The sequence below is a fragment of the Bifidobacterium tibiigranuli genome, from assembly GCF_009371885.1.
GTDB classification, from domain to species: domain Bacteria; phylum Actinomycetota; class Actinomycetes; order Actinomycetales; family Bifidobacteriaceae; genus Bifidobacterium; species Bifidobacterium tibiigranuli.
This window is the reverse complement of the sequence record NZ_QLZA01000001.1, coordinates 21,740-37,582: the sequence shown is the minus strand read 5'-3', so window position 1 is coordinate 37,582 and position 15,843 is coordinate 21,740. Positions and strand designations below refer to the sequence as shown.

Genomic DNA, 15,843 nt, shown 5'->3' with positions numbered 1-15,843 from the left:
AATTCAATATCACCCGAATCACCCAATGCAATGGCAATGGCCACAACCCAAGCCGCACGACCCTTCCACCGGGTGCTGGTCGCCAATCGCGGCGAAATCGCCGTCCGCGTGCTGCGGGCCGCGCATGATGCCGATCTGACTGGCATCGCGATCTATGCCGAGCAGGACCGCGACAGCCTGTTCGTTTCCTTAGCCGATGAGGCCTACTCCCTCAATGGTTCCAGTGCCAAAGACACCTATCTGAATATCGACCGCATTCTTGACATCGCCAAGCAGTGCCACGCCGAGGCGATTCACCCCGGATACGGCTTCTTGTCCGAAAGCGATGAATTCGCCCAGCGCGTCATCGACGCCGGTCTGGTCTGGATAGGGCCCAGCCCCCAGGCGATTGCGACGCTCGGCAACAAGGTCGCCGCACGTCATATCGCTACGCTCGTTGGCGCGCCATTGGCCCCCGGCACAGTCGACCCGGTCACTAGCGTCGAGGAGATCGAAGACTTCGCCCGCACGGCGGGAATGCCCATCGCCATCAAAGCCGCATTCGGCGGGGGCGGCAAAGGGCTGAAAATCGCCCACCGCTTCGACGAGATACCCGAGGCCTTTGAATCGGCGACCCGCGAAGCCATCGCCTCCTTTGGGCGCGGCGAATGCTTCGTCGAAAAGTATCTTGACCATCCTCGCCATGTCGAAACGCAATGCCTTGCCGATATGTACGGCGACGTCACGATCATCAGCACCAGAGACTGTTCCTTGCAGCGGCGCAATCAGAAACTCGTGGAAGAAGCTCCTGCCCCGTTCCTGAGCGACGAGCAGCATCGCCTGCTGGTGGAGTCCTCCAAGGCGCTGCTGCACGAAGCAGGGTATGTCGGGGCCGGAACCTGCGAGTTTCTGCTCAGCACGGATGGCACCATATCGTTCCTTGAGGTCAACACACGGCTGCAGGTGGAACATACCGTATCCGAGGAGGTCACCGGCATCGACCTGGTCTGCGAGCAGTTCCGCATCGCAGCCGGCGGGCATGTCCCTGATACGGACGCGACCGCCCACGGCCATGCCTTCGAGTTCCGTATCAATGCCGAAGACCCGGCACATGACTTCATGCCCCAGACTGGGACGATCACGCGGTATCACGAACCCGGAGGGCCGGGCGTGCGCGTGGATTCCGGAGTCGAGGAAGGCGATAGCGTCGCTCCGGCCTTCGACTCGCTGCTGGCGAAGCTGGTCGTCACCGGCCCCACGCGAGCCGTGGCGCTTGCCAGAGCGCGACGCGCGCTGGCCGAGTACACCATCGATGGCATAACCACCGTGCTCCCCTTCCACCGCGCGATCGTCAATGAACCGGCGTTCATCGGCAGCGAGCAAGGCTTCTCTGTGTATACGCGATGGATTGAGAATGACTTCGCGAATACTCTGAAGTCCCCCGACGATGCCACTGTTCAGCTTGCTCAGCCAGCCAAGCAATCGACTGAACTGCACACTGCGATCATCGAGTTGAACGGTCGTCGCGTATCTCTGCGCTTCCCCGAGGGGTTTCTCGACAACGCCATCACCAGCGGCATGCAAACCGTTGCAAGCGCCGCTTCACCTGCGCCCACCCGTTATCGTCAGCAGAGCGCGAACAATTCCGGCGGGCCTGCGGCGCTGGCGCATAATCCCGGCGATGTGCTCGCTCCTATGGGCGGCACCGTCGTCAAGGAAAGCGTGCATGTCTCGGATGTCGTTCATGAAGGTGATTCGCTGCTGGTCATCGAAAGCATGAAGATGGAGCAGATCGTCCGCGCCCCGCATGCCGGCACGGTCACGGCGATGCTGGTCAAATTCGGCGACACCTTCGCCACAGGGCAACCGTTGCTCACCATCAAATGACGTCAAGCGTTCTGATCGACGATTCGCTCGGAGAGGAAACCCATATGACACAGCATTCCGCTGATTTTTTCGCAAATCTGGCCGACGATGTTGATACAGACCACTATCCCGTCTCTTCGCACGACTCGGTCTGGTCCTGGTCGGTGCTGCACATCTTCGGCAGGGACGTCGTAGCGGCGACCATTGATGTTGCACAGTGCGTACAAGACCAATGCTCCCAGGATAAAGGCTTGCCGAAGCAGGAGACGTGCTCGTTCCCGCGGCTTGGCATGATCTCGTCCATGCGACTGCCGCTCGTCATCTGCTGGAATGGTTGTGAGGGCGGAGACGAAGATGACAATGTGCGCTCCGCGACGCTGCGTTGCGATGCGTTGCGCATGGCGTTGGCACGGTATTCCCACAGCTCGCCAATTGTGTCGATTGTGCAAGGTTCGGTGACCGGTCCGCTCGCCAGCTGCCTGGCACTCTCGGATTTCATCATCGCTGCCGATCTAAACGCTTCATTTGCCGTCAACTCACCCACGACTATTCTGCAAGCCACCGGTATCACATGCGAGGCGACCGCTGAATCCCGACAGTCCGATTTCAGCTATGTCGCGCAGAGTCTCAACGATGCTGCAGATTTCGCACGATTCCTGCTCTCCTTCCTGCCTTCAGTGATAGGCACAGCCGCACCGGTGTTCGATGCCCCGGCGCACGAACTCACAACCTCTGCGCAGCGCCATATTGACATTGCCGAGCTGTTCGACGCCATCACCGATGATGACACGTCGCTGTATCTGGGCAGTCCAAGCGATGCCTCGATCGCATTGGGATTCGCGCGAGTGTATGGCCATTCCGTCGGCGTTATCACGCCGCATGGCCCGCGCGATCGCATGCTAGTCGATGCGAGGGCGCTTGCAAATATTACTGCCTTCGCCCGGCTCTGCCAGCGTTTTTCGCTGCCAGTCATATCGGCTATCGACGAATTCCGGTTCGCACCGGAACCGCTCGGCGGTGCCGCAGCACGGAGTGACTCCGCTATGCTGCACGATGCCGCCGCATTGGCTGCCATACAGGCGGACAGCAGTCAGCTCTGGATTCACGTTGAAGCTGCTGAATCGTCGTTGATCCGTCTTTGGGCTAACGGTGCAGACGAAAGTATGAACCTCGTCCAGCTTGACATGATGCTACGCCATCTGCTCGCTGGGCAAGCACCTTGTGCACGCTAACTCGATGCTGCCGTACAAAATGTAACGTTCTCAGGAGCGATTTCGTTGCATTTTGTACGGCAGCGCCACGTTAGCGTAGCTTTCAGCAACGTGGCGTTGCTCTACCGCTGACTCACAGCTCCTTATACCAGTACGACATATCGATGTAGCGACTGCCGTCGTAGCAGGCCTTTGGCAGGAAGCCGAAGCGGGTGAAGCCGAAGCGGCGCATGAGGGCGACCGAGCCGGCGTTGTCGGCGAAGATCAGCGCGGTGGCCATGCGGCAGGAGCGCTGCTTGGCGGCGTCGAGCAGCCACTCGACCATAGCGGTGCCGTAGCCATGATGCTGGGCGCTGGTGGCGATGTAGTAGCTCAGCTCGACCACGCCATCGTAGGCTTCGCGCGGATGGAAGTGCGAGAGCGAGCCGAAGCCGGCCACGCGGCCCGATTCGTCCTCGAGCACAACCACCGGGTAGTCGGCGCGCGGCGTATGCGATGCGACCCACTCGCGCCGTTGCTCAAGCGTGCGCGGCTCAAGGTCAGCCGTAGACCCGCCGGCGAGAACAGCCTGATTGTAGATGTCGGTTATCGCCTGCAGGTCGTCGTCCGTGGCGTCGCGGATGATTGCCCCACCCGTCACTTTTCGAGCTCCAATGCCTTGGTCAGAGCGTCATTGAGCTGCTGCTGAGCCTTGCCATACGCACCCCAATCGCCTGATTTCATGGCCGCATCGCTATCCTTCATAGCCTGCGAAGCCTGCTGCAACGCCGACTTGAGCGCAGCGCTCATGCCCGCGGAGCTGCCCGAGCTGGAAGCACCTGGCGCAGAACCGCCTTGCGCGTTGGATTGACCGCCGGATTGACCAGACTGACCGGATTGACCATTTGCCGATCCATCTGATTCTCCGTTTCCGGACGCATTCGCAGCGTCGCCGGCCGCCGCTCCTGAATTGCCGCCGAACACCTGGTTCAACGCCTCATTGAGCGTATTGGCGAAGCCGACCTGCTGTCCAAAAGCAACCAGCACCTTTTTCAGCAGCGGGAAGCTCGTCGCGCCGCTGGACTGCACATACACCGGCTGCACATACACCAGTCCGCCGCCCAACGGCAATGTCAGCAGGTTGCCGCGCTTGACGTTCGTAGACCCGGATTGCAGAAGGTTGAGCTGCTGGGAGACCGTGGCGTCGGCGTTGAAGTTATTCTGCGCCTGCCCAGGCCCTGGCACATTCGAGTTCTTTGGCAGCTCCTGCAGTCGCAGCGTGCCGTAATTCGGCCCGATCACACCCTTTTCATTGCCCGCATCAGAATCCACCGACAGGAATCCGGTCAGAATCTCGCGCGTCGACGACCCCGCTGGAATATAGGTGGAGGTCAGCGAGAACACCGGATGCTTCGAACCGCCGGTTTGCAGCGTCAGGTAATACGGTGGCTGCAGCTGGTTCTGCTGCTGGGCTGCGGCCGAAGCCGTCGGATCGACCGGGGTCTGCCAGAAATCCTCGCCGGAGAAGAACTGTCCGGCGCTGGTCACATGATATTGCGCCAGCAGCCCGCGCTGGACCTTGAACAAATCCTCAGGATAGCGCAGATGGCTCATCAGGCTACCCGATATCTGGGAAAGCGGATGGTATTGTCCGGGGAATATCTTCTGCCACGCCTTGATCACCGGATCGTTGGCATCCCATGCATACAGGGTCACCGAGCCGTCGTAGGCGTCGACGGTCGCCTTCACCGAGTTGCGCATATAGTTCGCCTGCTGCGGCCCCAGACCAGGCATCGCGCCGGACGCCGTCGAGGAATCGCTTGAAGCGGTGCCCAGATTGGTCGTCTGCGAATAGGGGTAGGCGTCGGAAGTGGTGTAGCCGTCGACAATCCATTTCACGCGACCATTGACCACCGCCGGGTACACGCGTCCGTCGAGCGTCAGATACGGCGCTACCTTCGCCACGCGTTCGGCCGGGCTGCGGTCATAGAGAATCTGCGAAGCGGAAGTCACGCGGTCGGAGAAGAGAATCTGCGAGGAGCCGAAACGAATCGCATAGAGCAGCCGGGAGAAGAAATTGCCGATGCTCGGGCCACCGTTGCCATTGAAAGTATTGGTCGCCCCCGACGAACCGGTCGGGTAGTCGAACTCCCACGGCTGGGTGCCTGCCGGAGCGCCGACAATCGAATAGTCGGAGACGTTGGGCGAGAAGTATATGCGCGGCTGATAATGCTGGGCGTCAGTCAGCGCCCCCTGCGTCGGTATGCCGGATTCGAAGAACTGAGGCTGGCCGTCGGACGTCACCTTGTTGCCGTACGCGGCGACGACGCCATAACCGTGCGTGTAGACGGTGTGGTCATTCACCCAGTTCTGGCTGTCCAGACCGGCGAGGTTGAGCTCGCGCGCCCCGATAACCGTATCCTGGCTGGCACCGTTGATGTCGTACTTGTCGATGGTGAGCGTATCCGGGAAGGAATAGTACTGCTTGGACTGCTGCAACTGCTGGAAGGTGGGCGACACCACCTGCGGGTCGAGCAGACGTATCTGCGCGGTCGTCTCGGTCTGCGAGGAAAGGGCGCCAGCTGTGCCTTGCGTCGTGGCGGCGTACTGCTCGGTTTTCAACGCGTTGAGGCCGTATGCCTGCTGCGTGGCCTGGATGTTGCGCTGAATGTAGGTGGACTCCACCTCCTGCGCATTCGGGTTGACCTGGAACTGCTGCAGCAGCATCGGCCATAGACCGCCCAACAACATGGAAAGAATCACGGTGATGGCGATAGCGGTCACCGGCACACGCCACGCGCGCAAGGCAGCCGACACGCGCACTTCCGCTGAAGCTGGCTCGGCGAGCGCCTTGGAGCGCATAAGCCATACGCCAAGCAGCACGCCCAATGCGGCCGTGAGCGCAGCCATGATAAAAGTCACCGGAATGGTGGCGTGCACTGCGGTGTAATCAGCGCCGGTGAAGCGGTCGCCCTGCTGGGTCAAGCTGCTGAACACCCCTAGCACCTGCCGTGCGGACCATGCAAACATATTGAGCACCAGCCATATCGCCAACTGCATGCGCGCGTGCCGTGTCATAGTGAAAAGCCCGCGCCCATTGGTAGGCATGGTGATGCGGATGCCCGCCATCAGCACGTGCGTGACCAGCGAAAAGATCAGCCCCATGAGCAGCAGCATCGAGACGGCGGACAAGATCAATCGCAGACCGGGAAGCACGAAGACATAGAAGCCGTTGTCGAGGCCGAACTGCGGATCGCGCGTGCCGAATGGCTGCGCGTTGAACATCAGCAGAATATCGGCCCAATTGGCGTTGAATTGCGAGCCGAACACAATGCCGACGACGAGCGAAACGACAGCCGCCACACGGCGCGCGGTTTTGGAGCTGACGCTTTTGCCAATCTCGACCACATCTCCATTGATTCTGATGGTGGAGCCATCCGCGGAATCAGGCCGCGCTCTGATAGCCAATACGGCGGACGCCAAACCCACTGCGGCCATGAGCACGGCATAGGCCACCCACAGACCCACCTTGGTCCCTAGCTGCGTCCACACCACGCTTTGGAACCCGAGCTGATCAAACCACATCACATCGGTGATGAATCGATCCAGCGCGAAGAACAGGCCGATGACAACCGCCAGCGCCACGACGGCGCCGATGAGAATCTTCGAGCCACGCGAGGACGGCAGCCCGGAGCCCTTGGCGCGCTTGCTCGAGCGTCCGCGCGGCGGGCGCGTGCCGTTGCCTCCGGAGCTGCCAGCATTCCCAGCGGATTCGCGGGAGCTTGCATCGCCTTGCGCATCGTCGCCATCGACCTGCACATCGATTATCACAGGATCGTCCCCGTTGGAGCTGCGGCGCGCCTTGCGGCCTGACTGGTCTGGGCCGTTGTCGTCAGGATCGAACATCTGGCCGAATACATCGAAAAATGACATGTCTTCCACCCTACTATGACCCGGGAGCAGGAGGGGGTCGGCCGTGTGGTCGCAATCACGGAATCATCGTCGGAAAACCAAGGCGAACCACGATCGCCGAATGAATCAAGGTACCATACTCATGCTGTGCCCATATTGTGCAGGTTATCTGATCATCCAGCGCGCAAAGGCCTGTTGCCCGGACCGGCCGTCATGCGGTGTCAGGCGGCAGACGGTCTCAGCCGGCACAATATGCTCTCATTGCTGCGGCGAAGACACCTCTCCGGCGATCGGTCTGCCTACCCAGTCAGTGAAGTCTGCGGCACCCAGTCCCTGGGACAGCAGGAACATGATTTTGGTGTACACCGCCTCGAATGTCATGTCAACGGCTGAGCACGCCCCCACCTCGGCCAGACCAGCGCCCGCTTGGTAACGCCCGAGCATGACCTCGGCCTGCTGGCACTGCGAGGCGACGATCACCGGCGCGCCGCCGTCGGCGACCGCCCGGATCGCATCAGTCAGTCCCGGAACGGCATCCGGCATGTTGCCCACGCCATACGCCCTGATCAGCACCGCCTGCGGGTGCGGAGCCAGCATCGACGCAAGCCGGTCGGCGCTGATTCCCGGCACCATGGTAACCACAGCGATATCATGCTGCCGATATGGCGCGGGATTCCTCCATCCGCATCCTTCGCTGCCAGCGTCATTCCAATGCCATGGCGTGCCTGACTGGGCGACTGGGCCGGTGATGGGCGAAGCGAAGCCCTCGAACGCCCAGGAGGAGGCTTTCGTCACGCGGTTGCCCGCGAACAGGTGATGCCCGAAGAACAGCTCGACGCCCTGCGCATGGCCGCTTAGGACAGCATTGAACGCACCGGTGACATTGGCCGTAGCATCGGATTCAATTTTGCCCAGCGGATGCTGGGAGCCGGTGAAGACCACGGGCTTGCCGAAATCCGTCAAGGCGTATGACAGCGCCGATGTCGTGTAGCTCATCGTATCGGTGCCATGCAGCACGATGAACGCATCGGCGCTGTCGTGGAAGCGCCATAGATCGTCGATGATCGACTGCCAGCTTCCCGGCGTCGCGTTCGACGAATCGATCAGCGGATCCAGCGCGGTTAGGCTGACCTTGGACGAGTCAAGATCGGAGCCCTGCCTGAGCAGTTGAAACAGCCACCCCCGCAGGTCGGCGCCGGGCACTAGTCCGTCGGGGGATTCCACCATGCCGATGGTCCCTCCGGTGTAGGTCACATGGAGGCGCATCATGCCTGCGCGCCTTCAGCCTCTTGTGCGGCGTCGTCGGTTGGATCGGTCAGGTTGACCTTCTCCAGCAGGCCGCTGTTGACCCGGCCTCGTATCGCGAACCATCCGGCGACCATCACCACGACTACGAGCGAGAACAGCACCAGCGTCCACCGGCCCGATGCGCTGGTGATGTTCGAGACCACCACGATGACGAAGAACGCCAGACTCAGGTAATTGGTCCACGGCGCTCCAGGCATCCTGTAGGCCGGCCTAGTCGCCTTGCCCTGCCGAACCTTCTTGAGGAAGGCGAGATGCGTCAGCAGGATGGCGGACCATGTGCCGGCGATGCCGATTCCTGCGAGGTTCATGATGATCTCAAAGGCGTCCGTCGGCAGCACGATGTTGAGCAGCACGCCGAGAAGGCCGAGGGCCGCAGTGATCGCGATACCGCCGGCAGGCACGTGCTGCCGATTCATGAATTTGGCGACCTTGGGCGCGGAACCGGCGATTGCCATGGAACGAAGCGTGCGTCCGGTAGCATACAGCCCGGCGTTCAGCGAGGACAAGGCCGCGGTCAGCACGACGACCTGGATGACATCGCCGGCATACGGCACGCCGATGCCGGAGAAGAACGTGACGAAGGGGGACTCATTCGGGGAATACGCGTTGTATGGCAGCACCAGCGCCATGAGCACGACGGAGCCGACATAGAAGATGGCAATGCGGATGATCATCGAGTTGATGGCCTTGGGAAGCACCGTCTTCGCATCCTTCGCCTCGCCTGCTGCGACCCCGACCATCTCAGTGCCGCCGAAGGCGAAGACCACGCCGAGCGTCAGAGCGAACACGATAGGCAGGCCTTGCGGGAAGAACCCGCCATGCTGCGTGATATTGGCGAAGCCTGCATGATCATGTCCAACAGAGCCGCCGGTCACGATGGACCATATCGCGACGACCATGAAGACCACGATGGTGGTCACCTTGATGGCGGCGAACCAGAACTCAGCCTCGCCGAAGAGCTTGACGCTCATGAGATTCATGATGAACACCAAGGCTAGGGCACCCAGCGCGAGCACCCACTGCGGGATGGACTGCATGGCCTGCCAATAGTGGAAGTAGACGGCGACTGCGGTGATATCGGCCATGACCGTCGTAGACCAGTCGAGGAAGAAGAGCCAGCCGGTCACATAGGCGCCGCGCTCGCCGAGGAATTCGCGCGCGTACGAGACGAACGCCCCGGATGATGGGCGCCTGATCGCCAGCTCTCCCAACGCGCGAACCATAAGGAACGCGAACACGCCGCATATCGCGTAGGCTATGGTCAGTCCGGCCCCGCCCTGCGACAGGCGGCCGCCTGCTCCCAGAAATAGCCCGGTGCCGATGGACCCGCCGATGGCAATCATCTGGATATGCCGCGGCTTGAGCTCCTGGGCATACCCCTTATCGGCCGCATCCTTCACATCTGCCGCGACAGGTTCAGGCGCGGACTCGGGCACGGCAAGCGCTTCCCGCGATGCTTCTTCTGTAGCCATGTACTCCCCTTATTAATCATATGAATCATTCTCGGGCGAAATCAGCGTATAACCCTTCAGATTTCACCCATGTTTCGATAAGCGCGCCATATCGTATACCGACCGTCTGCCACGCGGCCGGAACCGTCGGTACCGCGTCGGCGTCTCATTGCATTGCCGAATGGTTATCGCTGCGCATTGCTCGCGTACGCATCGTCGTGCCCTGCCCGCGTATCGCTGATCGCCAATCAGCTTGGACGGGCATCCCGGTAGTGGAATAATCGAGGGATGGCCCCACGACACATGCAGCATGATTCCGGAAGGCACCCCACCCACGTTCGCGCCGCGATCATCGCCGTGCTCGCAGTCGCGCTTATCGCCGCAGGGCTTGTGGTGGCGGGCGTGTGGTGGAGGACGAGCGAGCGCGCTGCGACCCCTTCGGACTCTTCTTCAGCCATATCCACATCCTCGGCCATGCACCGCTCGAAGGCGTCGGCGACCCCGTCTTCGCCAGGTCCCGATGCTGCCACCGACACACCGGAAGCGAAGGCAGCGAAGACCGTGAACGCGATGCCGCTCGAGGATCAGGTCGGCCAGCTGGTGATGACGCCGCTGTCCGCTGGCAGTGACCCATCGAGCCTGCGTGATCTCATCGCCAATCAGCATGTCGGCTCGGTGCTCATCATCGGCAATTGGAATATCGGGACCTCCGGCGTGAGACAGGCCACCGACGCCTTGCAGGCGTACGCGCCCCAGCGCAATCAGCTCATCGTGGCGACCGATCAGGAAGGCGGGCAAGTGCAGCATGTGCGTGGCCCTGGTTTCGATGCCATGCCTTCCGGCGTCGAGCAAGGCCAGCTGAGCCCGGATCAGCTCGTCAGCTCCGCGTCTCAATGGGGCAGGCAGCTCAAATCAGCCGGCATCAACGTCGACTTGGCTCCGGTCACCGATACGGTGCAGACCAATCGCGTTGGCAACGCGCCCATCGGGGCGCTCGACCGCGACTTCGGGCTGGACGCGCCCGGCAACGCGCAGCATGCGGCCGCATTCATCAACGGCATGCGGCAGGCGGGGGTCGAAACGACAATCAAGCACTACCCCGGACTCGGCGCCGTCAGCGGCAATACGGATTTCACCGCCAACGGCATTCTCGACACGACCACGACGCTGGACGGCGATGAAATAGGCGCATTCACCACCGCGCTGCAAGCCAATCCGGGCATGGTGATGATGTCGCTGGCCACCTATCAGGCGATCGACCCCGCGAATCCTGCGGCATTTTCCAGCGCGCTAATCGACGGGCATCTGCGCGCCCAGAACGGATACAAAGGCGTCGTCACCTCGGACTCGCTGTCTGCAACTGCGGTGAGTGGCATCGCGCCCAACCAGCTCGGAGTGAGATTCGTCGAAGCCGGAGGCGATTTGGCTTGCATCGGTGCAAACCAATACATGCAGCCGATTCTCGACGGGCTGAACCAGCAGGCCGCCAGCGACCCGGCCTTCGCGCAGAAGGTCAAACAGTCAGCAACGCGTGTCATGACCCTGAAATACCGCATGGGGCTGGCGCAGTAGGCACGGCATCCGCGGCGACGCACCGGCGCAACCGAACCTTTTCGGTCTTCTAGTACTTTCGTCCCGCAAATATAGCAGTTAGCGTGACGAAAGTACTAGAAGACCGACTTACTCGGACTTTCATCACGACAACCGAGCATTTTCCGTGACGTTTCTACTAGAAACGCAGTTTCGATTGGGTGCTCCTTTCCCCTAGAAGCGCAGAAGCGCGGGAGCACCCGATTAGCTTACTCGTCCTTGGGCACCGCTCCGGTCGCATGGCCGATGGCCTTGAGGCCGTGATACATGACCAGCACCGCGATGGTGGCGATGGCGATGCCGTTGAACTGCACGCCGGAGACCGCGAAGGCGAAGTTGGCGATGCCGATGATCATGGTGACTGCGGCGGTCATGATGTTGAGCGGCTTGTTGAAGTCGACATGGTTGTCGACCCAGATGCGCACGCCCATCATGCCAATCATGCCGTAGAGCAGCGTGGTGACGCCACCGAGCACGCCGACGGGAATCGTGTTGATGACCGCGCCGAACTTCGGGCACAGGCTCAGGATAAGCGCGAAGCCGGCTGCGCACCAGTATGCGGCGGTCGAGTAGACCTTGGTCGCGGCCATCACGCCGATGTTCTCGCCGTAGGTCGTGGTGCCGGAGCCGCCGCCGAAGCCTGCGATCATGGTGCCCAGGCCGTCGGCCGCCAGCGCGGTGCCGATCTGGTCGTCGTAGTCGCGGCCGGTCATCTGCGCCACCGATTTGACATGCCCCACGTTCTCAGCGACGAGCACGAGCACAACGGGCAGGAACATCGGCAGAATCGAGAAGTCGGCCTGCGGAAGGTGGAACTGCGGCAAGCCAATCCAAGCGGCCTGCTGCACGGGCTTGAAATCGACCTGGCCACGCACGCAGGCGTAGATGTAGCCGATCAGCACGCCGAGCAGAATGTTGAGGCGGCCGAGCAGCCCACGGAACAGCACGGCGACCAGCAGCACGGCGACCAGCGTGACTGCGGCCGTGTCGGGTGCCGCCTTGAAGTTCGTCCAGACGTTCGGCGCCAGATTGAAGCCGATGATCGCGACGATTGCGCCATTGACCACTGGCGGCATGATGATGTCAATCCACTTGGCTCCGGCGAAATGCACCAGCAGGCCGACCAGTCCCAGCAGCAGGCCGGTCATCATGATGCCGAAGCTGGCGACCGCGATGCCTTTATGCGCCGAGGCTACCGCCGCGATAGGGGCTATAAAACCAAACGAGCTACCCAAATAACTGGGTAGCTTGTTCATATTGATCAGCAGGAACAACGCCGTCGACAGCGCCGTGAAGAACAGCGTGGTCGAGGGGTCGAAATGGGTGAGAATCGGGACCAGGAAGGTCGCGCCGAACATGGCGACCACGTGCTGTGCTCCGATGCCCGCCGTGCGTCCCCACGTCAGACGCTCGTCAGGGGCGATGACCTCGCCCGGTTTCAGTGTTTTGCCGTCCCCATGCAGTTTCCATGTGAAGATATTGCTCATGGCTATCCCTCTCCTTGTTCTCTTCTGTCTCTCATTTGGAAATTACGCGCAAGGCCCCGAATCGGCCCGCGCATCGTGTGCCATTGTAGCCGTGCCATAGCCAATCGGCGTTTCTGACATATTTCCAATCGCTTGCATGAAGGCGCAATTGGCTTATTTCCGAGCGTATGCGGGAGGGCACAGCAAAGCGCAGCTTCGTAAGGAGGGGTGCATCAGCCTAACAATGCGAGGCAACAGCCCTAAACACCTCAAGCACGGCGCAGCTATACCTAGGCACCCTAGGCAACAAGCACTCAGCGCGCCAAGCCGGAGAGATGCGGATCGACCGAATGCACCACATCCACCAGGTCGCCGTTGGAAAGCAGCGGGCGTTGGAATTCGCGCCACGGCTCGACCTCGACCTCCCAGCGCCCGGTCTGCCGGTCGAACACTGGCCGCGCGGTCTGCTCCCAGCGCACGCGATGCGTGGTGCGCCCGGTCTGTGGGTCGCGGCGCGAATAATGCAGGCAGGTGCAGTTCGTGATGCGCCATTCGGGCGCGTCGGCGCGCTTGAGGAACTCCTCGTCGGAGAGGTCTTCGAGCGTGAGCATAAGCGCCTGCATGAAATCGCCGTGGCTGACCACCACCACCGACTGCGCCTCGGCCCGCCGATCGAGCGAAGTCAGCAGATTATGCACACGGTTCTCGGCCACATCGGCGATGGATTCGCCTGCCGGCGGCCGCCAATACAGCGGGTCGGTGCGCTTGAAAATCCAGTTGCGCTGGTAATTGGTGCGAAACTCGTCCTGCGTGACTGTGCTGATCTCGCCCCAAGAGCGCTCGCGCAGCACGCGCGTCTCCTCCCATTTGGCCTTCGGCAGCGCCATCGTCGCCGCCGTCTCGCGCGTGCGCACATACGGCGAGACCAAGTAGCGATCGAAAAGCTGCTGTTTGGAGACCAGCCAGCGCCCGATGCAGTCGGCCTGTTTGCGCCCGGTGGCAGTCAGCCGCCACGAGCGATCGGGAACCGTGACGTTATCCTGCGTGAACAGGGAATTGTCGCCGGCCTCCCCCGCTTTGACGATGACATTCGCCTCCGACTCCCCGTGTCGTATCACATACAGATCCAATGGCATACCCATGCCCTATTCCTCCTTGAAACCGCGCCCCGCGGCCATCCGTCCATTCATTCATATTATCCACTCCATACTGTACCGTCATCCGCCCGCATTCGGCCACTCAAAGAGGCCATTCGGAAAGGCAGCATGGAGATTCGGGCGCGCAGGAACTCGCTCTCGGTCAATTCGCATAGGCGATTTTCCCATAGGCAGCCCATCGCAGACAGCCCGTCATAAGCAGCGCCGATAGCGCAAGACAACTGACGGGAAGACCCCTCAGGTAGCATAGGAGCAACCGCGTAAGGAGCATCATATGACCATTTCAGTCCGAAAAGGCAAGACATTCGCCGCGCTTGCAATAGCGCTCGGCATCGCATTGGTGCTCGGTGGCTGCGGGGCCTCGGGCGGCGGCAGCGCCTCATCAGGACCGGCAGTCATCACTGTCAACGATGCCGAGCCTGCAGCAGGTCTGGTGCCCAGCGACACCAACGATCTGGCCGGATGGAAGGTAGTCACCCAGCTTTTCGAAGGGCTGGTCACCTTCAGCAACAGCGGCAAGCTGATCTACGCGGACGCCCAATCCATCACGCCGAACGCGGACGCCTCGCAATACACGATCAAGCTGCGCCCGGGGCTGAAATTCTCCAACGGTGAGGCGATCACTGCGAAGACCTACGCCAAATCGTGGTCCTTCGCGGCTAATGCGGCAAACGGGCAGATGGGAGCCTCCATCCTGTCGGATATCGCAGGCTACGATGCACTGCAGAATAAAGGCATCGACAAGAATGCGCAGCTTTCCGGTCTTGACCCTCTCGATGATTCCACGCTCAAGGTGACGCTCGCCGCCCCGGACTCGTCCTTCGCCTACAAGGTCGGCGATGTGGCGTTCCTGCCGCTGCCATCAGAGGCATACAGCGACATCAAGGCCTTCGGGCAGAAGCCCATCGGCAACGGACCTTACAGTTTCAAGTCATGGACGCACGACCGGCAGATCGAGCTCGTACCCAACAAGACCTACACCGGGCCGCGCAAAGCCCAGAACGGCGGGCTGACCTTCCGGCTCTACACCGACTTGGACAGTGCCTACGCCGATTTGCAGGGCGGCAACCTCGACGTGCTCGACACGATTCCTAACTCCGCGCTATCCACCTATGCCAAGGACGGTTCGGTGCAGGCCTTCAACAAGCCCGGCCCCGGATTCAAATCCTTCACCATCCCCCAGAATCTCAAGCATTTCACCGGCGAGGAAGGCCGTATGCGCCGTGCCGCAATCTCCTTGGCCGTTGACCGCGCCACCATCATCACGAAGGTGCTGCACAACACAGCCACCCAGGCGACCGATTTCACCGCGCCGACCATCGTTGGACACAGCACGAGCCTCGCCGGAGCCGACGTGCTCAATCACGATGCCGCCAAGGCGAAGGAGCTCTGGAAGCAGGCTGATGCGATAGCCCCGTGGGACGGCACATTCCGGCTGGCCTACAGCGCCGACAGCGGCACTAAGCCGTGGGTCGAGGCAATCGCCAATTCCATCGGGAATGCACTGGGAATCAAGAGCGAGCCCTACGCCTTCCCCACGCAGAAGGAGCTGACCGGCGCGATTCAGAATCGCACCATCGGCGCAGCCTTCCTGCAAGGCCTGCAATCCGACTATCCGCATCCCGAAGGCTATTTGGTGCAGGCCTATTCTTCCACGGCAGCAGATGGCAAGGGCCTGAACAACGGGGATTACAAGAGCGCAGCCTTCGATGGCTTGCTCGCCCAGGCCGCCCGGCAGACCACGCTGGGTGGTGCAATCGGCTACTACCATCAGGCCCAGGAGCTGCTGTTCAAGGATCTGCCGGTGATTCCGCTCTGGTACGCGAATGTCAACGCGGCCGCCGGCAAAAACGTCAAGAACGTGTCGTTCAGCTACATGGGCGTGCCCGAATACCAGAAGCTGCGTAAGTAGCGTCTGTAGTGT

At 61.4% G+C, this 15,843-nt stretch carries 10 protein-coding genes; 4 read left to right on the top strand and 6 right to left on the bottom strand.

Features of this window, described 5'->3' with window-relative positions; all coding sequences use genetic code 11:
• Positions 1-36 precede the first annotated feature (36 nt).
• Together DDF78_RS00190 and DDF78_RS00185 are read left to right on the top strand one after the other, a co-directional pair.
• Entirely contained in the window at positions 37-1,866 is a 1,830-nt protein-coding gene (locus DDF78_RS00190; RefSeq protein WP_152579962.1) for an acetyl/propionyl/methylcrotonyl-CoA carboxylase subunit alpha, read from the top strand.
• A gap of 44 nt (positions 1,867-1,910) precedes the next feature.
• Positions 1,911-3,077 (top strand): carboxyl transferase domain-containing protein, encoded by a 1,167-nt coding sequence (locus tag DDF78_RS00185; protein ID WP_162000643.1) that lies wholly within the window; start codon positions 1,911-1,913, stop codon positions 3,075-3,077.
• A 112-nt stretch (positions 3,078-3,189) separates the two neighbouring features.
• On the opposite strand, the gene DDF78_RS00180 is transcribed toward DDF78_RS00185, so the two are convergent.
• The 4 genes from DDF78_RS00180 to DDF78_RS00165 all read right to left on the bottom strand — a co-directional run bounded on the left by DDF78_RS00180 (position 3,190) and on the right by DDF78_RS00165 (position 9,727).
• Positions 3,190-3,696 (bottom strand): GNAT family N-acetyltransferase, encoded by a 507-nt coding sequence (locus DDF78_RS00180; protein WP_152579964.1) that lies wholly within the window; start codon positions 3,694-3,696, stop codon positions 3,190-3,192.
• Positions 3,693-6,968 carry a UPF0182 family membrane protein gene (locus DDF78_RS00175; RefSeq protein ID WP_152579965.1) on the bottom strand — a complete coding sequence of 1,092 codons (3,276 nt, stop codon included), beginning with the start codon at positions 6,966-6,968 and terminating at the stop codon, positions 3,693-3,695. The genes DDF78_RS00180 and DDF78_RS00175 overlap by 4 nt, the downstream gene beginning before the upstream one ends.
• Before the next feature lie 237 nt (positions 6,969-7,205).
• Complete coding sequence (locus tag DDF78_RS00170; RefSeq protein ID WP_152580025.1) at positions 7,206-8,213, bottom strand: asparaginase; 1,008 nt, start codon at positions 8,211-8,213, stop codon at positions 7,206-7,208.
• Positions 8,213-9,727 carry an amino acid permease gene (locus DDF78_RS00165; RefSeq protein ID WP_152579966.1) on the bottom strand — a complete coding sequence of 505 codons (1,515 nt, stop codon included), beginning with the start codon at positions 9,725-9,727 and terminating at the stop codon, positions 8,213-8,215. Before DDF78_RS00165 ends, DDF78_RS00170 begins: the two co-directional genes overlap by 1 nt.
• Positions 9,728-9,994: 267 nt before the next feature.
• Between DDF78_RS00165 and DDF78_RS00160 the strand changes: the two genes are divergently transcribed.
• On the top strand, positions 9,995-11,278 hold the full coding sequence (locus DDF78_RS00160) for a glycoside hydrolase family 3 N-terminal domain-containing protein (RefSeq protein ID WP_152579967.1): 1,284 nt from the start codon (positions 9,995-9,997) through the stop codon (positions 11,276-11,278).
• Between the two features lie 227 nt (positions 11,279-11,505).
• Here DDF78_RS00160 and DDF78_RS00155 read toward each other — a convergent pair whose 3' ends face one another.
• Both DDF78_RS00155 and DDF78_RS00150 read right to left on the bottom strand, forming a co-directional pair.
• On the bottom strand, positions 11,506-12,783 hold the full coding sequence (locus DDF78_RS00155; RefSeq protein WP_152579968.1) for a uracil-xanthine permease family protein: 1,278 nt from the start codon (positions 12,781-12,783) through the stop codon (positions 11,506-11,508).
• Between the two features lie 293 nt (positions 12,784-13,076).
• A complete protein-coding gene (locus DDF78_RS00150; RefSeq protein WP_152579969.1) occupies positions 13,077-13,904 on the bottom strand; it encodes a histidine phosphatase family protein in 828 nt (275 codons plus the stop codon).
• Between the two features lie 289 nt (positions 13,905-14,193).
• Here DDF78_RS00150 and DDF78_RS00145 point away from each other — a divergent pair, with 289 nt between their 5' ends.
• Positions 14,194-15,831: an ABC transporter substrate-binding protein gene (locus tag DDF78_RS00145; RefSeq protein ID WP_152579970.1), complete on the top strand. Its 1,638-nt coding sequence runs from the start codon at positions 14,194-14,196 to the stop codon at positions 15,829-15,831.
• Positions 15,832-15,843 lie beyond the last annotated feature (12 nt).

What these genes read in the sequence shown, in the direction of transcription:
- DDF78_RS00155 (WP_152579968.1), bottom strand. Translation starts at nt 12,783, where the DNA reads ATGAGCAATATCTTCACATGGAAACTGCATGGGGACGGCAAAACACTG.
- DDF78_RS00170 (WP_152580025.1), bottom strand. Translation starts at nt 8,213, where the DNA reads ATGCGCCTCCATGTGACCTACACCGGAGGGACCATCGGCATGGTGGAA.
- DDF78_RS00175 (WP_152579965.1), bottom strand. Translation starts at nt 6,968, where the DNA reads ATGTCATTTTTCGATGTATTCGGCCAGATGTTCGATCCTGACGACAAC.
- DDF78_RS00190 (WP_152579962.1), top strand. Translation starts at nt 37, where the DNA reads ATGGCCACAACCCAAGCCGCACGACCCTTCCACCGGGTGCTGGTCGCC.
- DDF78_RS00185 (WP_162000643.1), top strand. Translation starts at nt 1,911, where the DNA reads ATGACACAGCATTCCGCTGATTTTTTCGCAAATCTGGCCGACGATGTT.
- DDF78_RS00150 (WP_152579969.1), bottom strand. Translation starts at nt 13,904, where the DNA reads ATGGGTATGCCATTGGATCTGTATGTGATACGACACGGGGAGTCGGAG.
- DDF78_RS00160 (WP_152579967.1), top strand. Translation starts at nt 9,995, where the DNA reads ATGGCCCCACGACACATGCAGCATGATTCCGGAAGGCACCCCACCCAC.
- DDF78_RS00145 (WP_152579970.1), top strand. Translation starts at nt 14,194, where the DNA reads ATGACCATTTCAGTCCGAAAAGGCAAGACATTCGCCGCGCTTGCAATA.
- DDF78_RS00165 (WP_152579966.1), bottom strand. Translation starts at nt 9,727, where the DNA reads ATGGCTACAGAAGAAGCATCGCGGGAAGCGCTTGCCGTGCCCGAGTCC.